This window comes from Mycobacterium sp., from assembly GCF_035623875.1.
GTDB lineage: Bacteria > Actinomycetota > Actinomycetes > Mycobacteriales > Mycobacteriaceae > Mycobacterium.
Genome location: NZ_DASPSP010000041.1, coordinates 24,767 through 31,626, shown reverse-complemented (window position 1 = coordinate 31,626; position 6,860 = coordinate 24,767). Strand labels below are relative to the sequence as shown.

Sequence of the window (6,860 nt, the reverse complement as noted above, 5' to 3'; positions counted from 1 at the left end):
GGCGATCATGGCGGGCGCGCCGAGAAGCAGGGCGGCGGCCGCGATCCGGCCGCGTTGTGTCATTATCTCCGGCGCCGCGATCACATACGACATGTCGGTCCACCTCCTAGCAATCCCCTAGTTGTCACCTGCCCGGCGGTCCTCCACCCGTCAGAACAGGATGGCTTAATTGTCTCGCCGCGCTGCGGGGCTGCATACGTAGCCGACTACTCGACTTCCAACCACCTTCAAAGTTGGGGGGTGGGGCTCTTGTACTTCGGTAGCCCGAGCGCACACGAACAAATCGCCGCCGATAAGTCCGACGGTGGATGGTTCACATCTGCGGTGAAAAGGGCCAAGCTGCAGGAGATCACTCCGCACCAGCTGCGGCACACGTGCGCATCCCTGGCCGTGTCGGCGGGAGTGAACGTCTTGGCGCTGCAACGCATGCTTGGCCACAAGTCAGCAAAGATCACTCTCGACACTTATGCGGACCTGTTCGACGACGATCTGGACGCGGTCGGAATCACCCTGAATAGCAGGTATTCACGTGAAAGTGTGGCCAAAATGTGGCCACGGGGCGTATCCGAGGGTTGCTAGCAAACACAGAAACCCACATCTGCCTGCATAGATAGGCTGGGAGAAATGGCGGTGGCGGAGGGATTTGAACCCTCGGACGGGGATTACCCGTCACACGCTTTCGAGGCGTGCTCCTTAGGCCGCTCGGACACGCCACCGCCGGACAGCTTACCCAACACTGCCCTGCTCACCCCAATCGCTGGCGGGCGAAAAACGCCTCCAACAGAGCAGCACATTCGTCGGCCAGCACCCCACCGCGCACGGCCGGACGGTGATTGAGCCGCCGGTCGCGCACAACGTCCCACAGCGACCCAACCGCTCCGGTCTTCGGCTCCCAGGCCCCGAACACCAGGCGGTCGACCCGCGCCATCACCAGCGCGCCCGCACACATCGTGCATGGCTCGACGGTGACCGCCAGCGTCGCTCCGGTCAGCCGCCACCCGTCGCCCAGGGCGCCGGCGGCAGCCCGGATGGCCAGGATCTCGGCGTGTGCAGTCGGATCGCCCAGAGCCTCGCGGGCATTGACCGCGCGGGCCAGCTCGGTTCCGTCGGCGCCGACCACCACCGCACCAACCGGGACATCACGTGGGCCCGCGCTAGCGGCGACCGCCAGGGCGGCACGGATCAGGTCTTCGTCGGACCTCACCGTCCGAGACGGTCGAGCACTGCCGACAATTCCTCGGCGAAGCCCATCTCCCGCGCGATGCGGCCCAGCTGCTCGTCGGCGTAGAGATCGGTCTCGTCGAGAATGACGCCCAGCACGGCCTCAGGCAGCCCGACGTCGGAGAGCAACCCCAGATCACCCTCCTCGAACGGCTCGGCGTCCTCCAGATCCTCAGGATCGATGTCGGCGTCCAGGTTGTCCAGCACCTCGGCGGCGATGTCGTAGTCCAGTGCCGCGGTGGCGTCCGACAGCAACAGCCTGGTTCCGGACGGGGCCGGCCGCACGATGACGAAGAACTCGTCGTCGATGTCGAGTAGTCCGAAAACCGCCCCGGCGCTGCGCAACTCACGCAGTTCGGTCTCTGCGGCGGTCAAGCTGGTCAGGGCTTTCGATCGCATGGCAGAACAGCGCCATTTACCGTCCTCGCGTACCACGGCCACACCGAATCCGTCCGGTGTGTCCGCCTGCGCGGAGGCCCGCTGTGCTCCCATGGGCGCCACGCTAGTCCCGCTGAAGCCCATTGACCAGCACATGACCAGCAGATCGGGCGTCGCGTCGGCCGCCTATCGGGCGTAGGCTCTCGCGGCGAATGTGCCAACCTTGGGGGGTGGCTAGCCCTGTTTTCAAGACACCGGTGTGCGTGCTGGGCCTGGGGCTGATCGGAGGCTCGATACTGCGCGCGGCGACGGCAGCCGGCCGCGACGCCTTCGGATACAACCGCTCGGTCGAAGGGGCCCAGGCGGCCCGGTTCGACGGCTTCGACGCCACTACCGACATCACCGAAGCGCTGACCCGCGCCGCCGATGTCGGCGCGCTGATCGTGCTGGCCGTCCCCATGCCGGCGTTGCCGATCCTGCTCACCCATATCAGCGAATCGGCCCCCGACTGCCCGCTTACCGACGTCACCAGCGTCAAAAGCGCGGTGCTCGACAAGGTCATCGCCGCCGGTCTGCAGTCGCGGTTCGTCGGCGGGCATCCGATGACGGGCACGGCGCACTCGGGTTGGGCCGCTGGCCATACCCGGCTGTTCGCCGGTGCTCCGTGGGTGATCAGCGTGGACGACCACGTCGACCCTGCGATCTGGTCGATGGTGATGGAGCTGGCGCTGGACTGCGGGTCGGTGGTGGTGCCAGCCAGATCCGACGAACACGACGCCGCCGCGGCGGCTATCTCGCACCTGCCGCATCTGCTCGCCGAAGCACTGGCGGTCACCGCGTCGGAGGTTCCGCTGGCGTTCGCACTGGCCGCGGGGTCCTTCCGGGACGGCACGCGGGTGGCGGGCAGCGCGCCGGATCTGGTGCGGGCCATGTGCGAAGCCAACTCGGGCCAACTGTTGCCGACGGTGGACCGGGCCATCGAATTACTCACCGAAGCCCGGGAGTCGCTGGCGCACAACAACTCCGTCGCCGAGCTCGTCGAGGCCGGGCATGCCGCGCGCACCCGCTACGACAGTTTCTCGCGGCCCGAGATCGTCACCGTGTTCGTCGGCGCCGAGAATTGGCGCCAGGAGCTGGCCGCCGCAGGCCGCGCCGGCGGGGTGATCAGATCCGCTCTGCCAAGCTTGGGTAGTCGACAATGAACCCTTCGGGATCGACGGTCAGCGTTACCTCGGATACCGGCGAGTGCACTTTGATCCCCTCGGTACCTCCCGGGGCTGGACTGGTGTAGCTGACCATTGCTGAGGTGACCGCCATCTCCGGCAGCCTCACGTAAATCGTCGGCACCGTGATCGAGTCGGCTCGCTCGAGCAAGCCGCAGCGGCGGATCGGCAGCGCGTTGAAAAACGGGCTGAAGACCACATCGACGTCAAGCGCGCCCTCGTAGGCGGCCCGAGACTCGCCTTGATGATCGGTGACCAGCCACATGTTTTCCTCGTCACGGGCTACGGCGAGCTGCCGCTCCCGCTCGGCCAGCGTGACGGTCATCCCGAGCCGCTTGGTCGCGCCGCGATCGTCGGTCAGCAAGTCGTAATAGGCGGCGAACGCCGGGTTGGTGTCGGCGGCAGCGGCCACGATGCGACCGTTGGCCTTGATTCGCTTGCCGGACAACTGCACCCGCACCGATTCCATCCGCCTAGCGTCGTGTGCGCGCCAAGTCAAAATTGTCGACCAGGAGTTAGACGTCGCATCCGAATGGGCTGAGCTCACGGGTCTACGTTAGGCGACGGCCCGGGCGATTTCGAGACGTGGGGCAGCCTGCGCAGTCGACCGGTACCGGGCACCGAAGCCCAGATCGCGAACGCCAGAGCGGCGTCGAGGAGCAACGCCAGCGCGGCCACCATCAGCGCACCGACCAAGGCGATATGGAACTGGCGCACCTTGATGCCGTCGATCAGATACCGGCCCAGCCCGCCCAGGCTGGCGTAGGCAGCCACCGTCGCGGTGGCGACCACCTGCAACGTTGCGGTCCGCAGCCCGCCCAAAATCAGCGGCAGCGCGTTGGGCACCTCGACTCGCAATAGCACCCGCATCTCGCCCATGCCCATCGAGCGGGCGGCGTCGACGACGCTGCGGTCCACGGCGGCAATGCCGGCATATGTGCCGGCCAGCAAAGGCGGGATGCCCAGCAGCATCAGCGCCACAATCGGCGGCAGCAGGCCCAAGCCCCACAGCAATACGGCCAACAGCAGCACACCCAGCGTCGGCAGCGCGCGTAACGCGTTGACCAGGCTCACCACTACGAGCGTGCCGCGGCCGGTATGGCCGACGATCATGCCGACCGGGATGGCGATCAGCGCCGAGACCGCTACCGCGGCCGCGGTGTACTCCAGGTGCTCCAAAGTGCGCGCCGCCAGACCCACCGGGCCGAACCAGTTGCTCGCGGTGAACAGGTAGGACACTGCCTGTTCGATGAAACTCATCGCGAGCCTCCCACCACCGGAGCTGTCAGCAACCGGCGGCCGGGCCGCGACGCACGAGCCCAGGGCGTCGCCAGCTGCCCGGCCAGCATGATCAGCACGTCGACGACGAGCGCGAGCACCAGGATGGCGATGATCCCGGCGACGATCTGGTCACTCTTGTTCGCCTGGTAGCCCTCGGTAAACCAGGTGCCCAGGCCGCCGATGCCGATCACCGCGCCCACCGACACCATCGCGATGTTGGTCACCACAACCACCCGTAGTCCGGCGACCAGCACCGGAATCGACAGTGGCAGTTCAACTTTGAGCAGCCGCATGATCGGCCGGTAACCGACCGCACTGGCAGCGTCACGCACCTGCGACGGCACCGCGTCCAGTGCCTCGAATACCGCCCGCACCAGCAGCGCCGCTGTATACAGCGTCAGCGCGACGATTACATTGGCCTCGTCCAGGATCCGGGTGGGGATGATCAGCGGCAGCACCACGAACAACGCCAGCGACGGGATGGTGAACACCACACTGGCGGTCAACGTGGTCAGCCGTCGCAGCACCGCTCGACGCCACACCAGCACCCCCCATGGCAACGCGATCGCCAGCCCGGCCAGCACCGGCAGCAACGACAGCCGCAGGTGGACCACGGTCAGCATCCACGCCGCCGGCAGGTGATTGACCAGGTATTGCACGCCTATTCCTGCTGCTGGGATTCCAGTGCGGCCAGCACATCGCCGGCCCGTACTCCCCCGATGACCTTGCCCGCCTTGTCGACGGCCACACCAACCGATGCCGGCGACGACAAGGCGGCGTCCAGCGCCTGGCTCAGGTTGGCGCCCGGGCGGAACACCAAACCGACCGAGGTCACGCTGTCGGCCAACGACGCGCCGCCGCGGTGCTTGCGCACGCCGTTGACGTCGATCCACCCCAGCGGCGCGCCATCGGCTTTAACGACCAATGCCCAGCCGTCGCGAAGTTGGGCGTCCCCGATCGCGGAGTCGGCGATCCGCGGGATGTCGTGCACCGGCAGCCGTGCAGCGTCCAAGAACTGCAGCCAGCGATAACCACGACCGGCACCGATCATCCTCGACACGAAATCGTTGGCCGGACGCGACAACAGGTGTGCCGGCTCCTCGTACTGCTGCAGCGAACCACCCGGACCGAACACCGCGACCCGGTCGGCGAGCCGGACGGCCTCATCGATGTCGTGCGTGACGAACACGATGGTTTTGTGCAATTCGGCTTGTAGCCGCAGTATTTCGCGCTGCAGCTCGTGGCGGACGATCGGGTCCACAGCCGAAAATGGCTCGTCCATCAGCAGAATCGGCGGATCGGCGGCCAGTGCCCGGGCTACGCCGACACGCTGCTGCTCGCCGCCGGAGAGCTGCGCGGGATAGCGGGTGGCCAACCTCGCGTCCAAACCGACCCGCTCCAACACGTCGTAGGCCGCCTTGCGGGCCGACCGGCGCGATTGGCCTTTGAGCACCGGTACCGTCGCCACGTTGTCGATCACCCGTTGGTGGGGCATCAAGCCCGCGCCCTGGATCACGTAGCCGATCCCGAGGCGCAGTCGCACCGGGTCGACCCCTGCGACGTCGGCGCCGTCGACCATGACGGTGCCCGACGTCGGCTCAACCATCCGGTTGATCATCCGCATCGAGGTGGTCTTGCCGCAGCCGGACGGACCGACGAACACGGTCAGCGTGCCTCTGGGTACTTCCAGGTTCAGGTTGTCGACGGCGACGGTGCCGTCGGCGTAGACCTTGTAGACGTTCTCGAAACTGATCAAGCCGAGCCTCAGCTCCCGATTGGATGATCGAAGCCGTTGTTCCGCAACCATTTTCGAGCTGCCTGGTCGGGGTCGATGCCGGAGTTGCCGGACACCGAGGCGTTGATATCGGCCAGGCCGCGGGTAGTCATTTTGGCTGACACCGCGTCCAGCACCTCTTTGAGCCGATCGGATTTCTTCTGCGAATTCACCAGCGGCACAATGTTGCCGGCCAGGAAATTGTGTTCCGGATCGTCGAGCACCGCCAGATGGTTCTGCATGATGGCCGGTGACGTGCTGAAGATATTGGCGGCGTTGACCTTGCCGTGAACCAGTGCGCGAACGGTGACCGCGCCGCCGTCGTCGCTGATCGCGACGAAGTTGCCGGGCGCGATGTCGAGCCCGTATCTCTGCCGGAGCCCGACCAGGCCCGACGACCGGGCTTGAAAGTCCGAGGGCGCGGCGAACTTCACCTCTGGTGAATGTGCCGCCAGGTCTGCGATGGTCTTCAGGTTCCACTTGGCAGCCGTCTCGGCGGTGACGGTGACCGTGTCGGTGTCGGCCGCGGGGGACGGGGTAAGAATCGACAAGTCACCTGGCAGCCGTTTGTAGAGCTCCAATTCGACGGCGTCGAGCAGGGTTACTGTCGCGGCCGGCTCGAAGTACAGCAGTAGGTTGCCGATGTACTCGGGCACCAAGTCGATCGAATGGTCCTTCAGCGCTGGGACATACGTTTCGCGGCTGCCGATTCCCATTCGTCGTCCGACATTGAAACCGTTGGTCTGCAACGCTTGTGCATAGATTTCGGCGATGATTTTGGATTCCGGAAAGCCGGCGGATCCGACCACGATCGATTTCAAATTGCCTGAGGCCCCGCCCAGCGGATTGGAGCTGCCGCAGGCCGTGACGACAACGCACAAGCCCGCAAGCCACGCCGCCGCGCGGTAACCGCGCCGTCGCAGCATGCCCATAACAACCGACACTATCTTGCAGCGCCGCATCGGCTCGGGAGTGCGCTGAGG

The 6,860-nt window shown here is 66.1% G+C and carries 8 protein-coding genes, 1 tRNA gene and 1 pseudogene; 2 read left to right on the top strand and 8 right to left on the bottom strand.

Translation table 11 applies throughout. The features are described from left to right. Window positions 1-294 precede the first annotated feature (294 nt). Window positions 295-579, top strand: a pseudogene (locus VEI45_RS03805) (tyrosine-type recombinase/integrase); the annotation flags it as partial. Window positions 580-625: 46 nt separating this feature from the next. Here the strand turns inward: VEI45_RS03805 and VEI45_RS03800 are convergent. From VEI45_RS03800 to VEI45_RS03790, 3 genes are all read right to left on the bottom strand, one after another. After that, window positions 626-716: transfer RNA gene (locus VEI45_RS03800), tRNA-Ser, on the bottom strand. A 29-nt stretch (window positions 717-745) separates the two neighbouring features. Then, window positions 746-1,204 (bottom strand): nucleoside deaminase, encoded by a 459-nt coding sequence (locus VEI45_RS03795; RefSeq protein ID WP_324850272.1) that lies wholly within the window; start codon window positions 1,202-1,204, stop codon window positions 746-748. After that, entirely contained in the window at window positions 1,201-1,713 is a 513-nt protein-coding gene (locus VEI45_RS03790) for a tRNA adenosine deaminase-associated protein (protein ID WP_324850269.1), read from the bottom strand. Before VEI45_RS03790 ends, VEI45_RS03795 begins: the two co-directional genes overlap by 4 nt. A 143-nt stretch (window positions 1,714-1,856) precedes the next feature. Between VEI45_RS03790 and VEI45_RS03785 the strand changes: the two genes are divergently transcribed. After that, complete coding sequence (locus VEI45_RS03785; protein WP_324850279.1) at window positions 1,857-2,801, top strand: prephenate dehydrogenase; 945 nt, start codon at window positions 1,857-1,859, stop codon at window positions 2,799-2,801. Here the strand turns inward: VEI45_RS03785 and VEI45_RS03780 are convergent. The 5 genes from VEI45_RS03780 to VEI45_RS03760 all read right to left on the bottom strand — a co-directional run bounded on the left by VEI45_RS03780 (window position 2,764) and on the right by VEI45_RS03760 (window position 6,809). After that, complete coding sequence (locus VEI45_RS03780; protein WP_324850267.1) at window positions 2,764-3,291, bottom strand: putative glycolipid-binding domain-containing protein; 528 nt, start codon at window positions 3,289-3,291, stop codon at window positions 2,764-2,766. The genes VEI45_RS03785 and VEI45_RS03780 overlap by 38 nt on opposite strands. A 74-nt stretch (window positions 3,292-3,365) precedes the next feature. Then, window positions 3,366-4,082 carry an ABC transporter permease gene (locus VEI45_RS03775; protein ID WP_324850265.1) on the bottom strand — a complete coding sequence of 239 codons (717 nt, stop codon included), beginning with the start codon at window positions 4,080-4,082 and terminating at the stop codon, window positions 3,366-3,368. Continuing rightward, window positions 4,079-4,762: an ABC transporter permease gene (locus tag VEI45_RS03770; protein ID WP_324850263.1), complete on the bottom strand. Its 684-nt coding sequence runs from the start codon at window positions 4,760-4,762 to the stop codon at window positions 4,079-4,081. Before VEI45_RS03770 ends, VEI45_RS03775 begins: the two co-directional genes overlap by 4 nt. A gap of 2 nt (window positions 4,763-4,764) precedes the next feature. Beyond that, window positions 4,765-5,859, bottom strand: a complete 1,095-nt coding sequence (locus VEI45_RS03765) for an ABC transporter ATP-binding protein (protein WP_324850261.1) — start codon at window positions 5,857-5,859, stop codon at window positions 4,765-4,767. Window positions 5,860-5,867: 8 nt separating this feature from the next. Next, window positions 5,868-6,809, bottom strand: coding sequence for an ABC transporter substrate-binding protein (locus VEI45_RS03760; RefSeq protein ID WP_324850259.1), 942 nt, complete (start codon window positions 6,807-6,809; stop codon window positions 5,868-5,870). Window positions 6,810-6,860 lie beyond the last annotated feature (51 nt).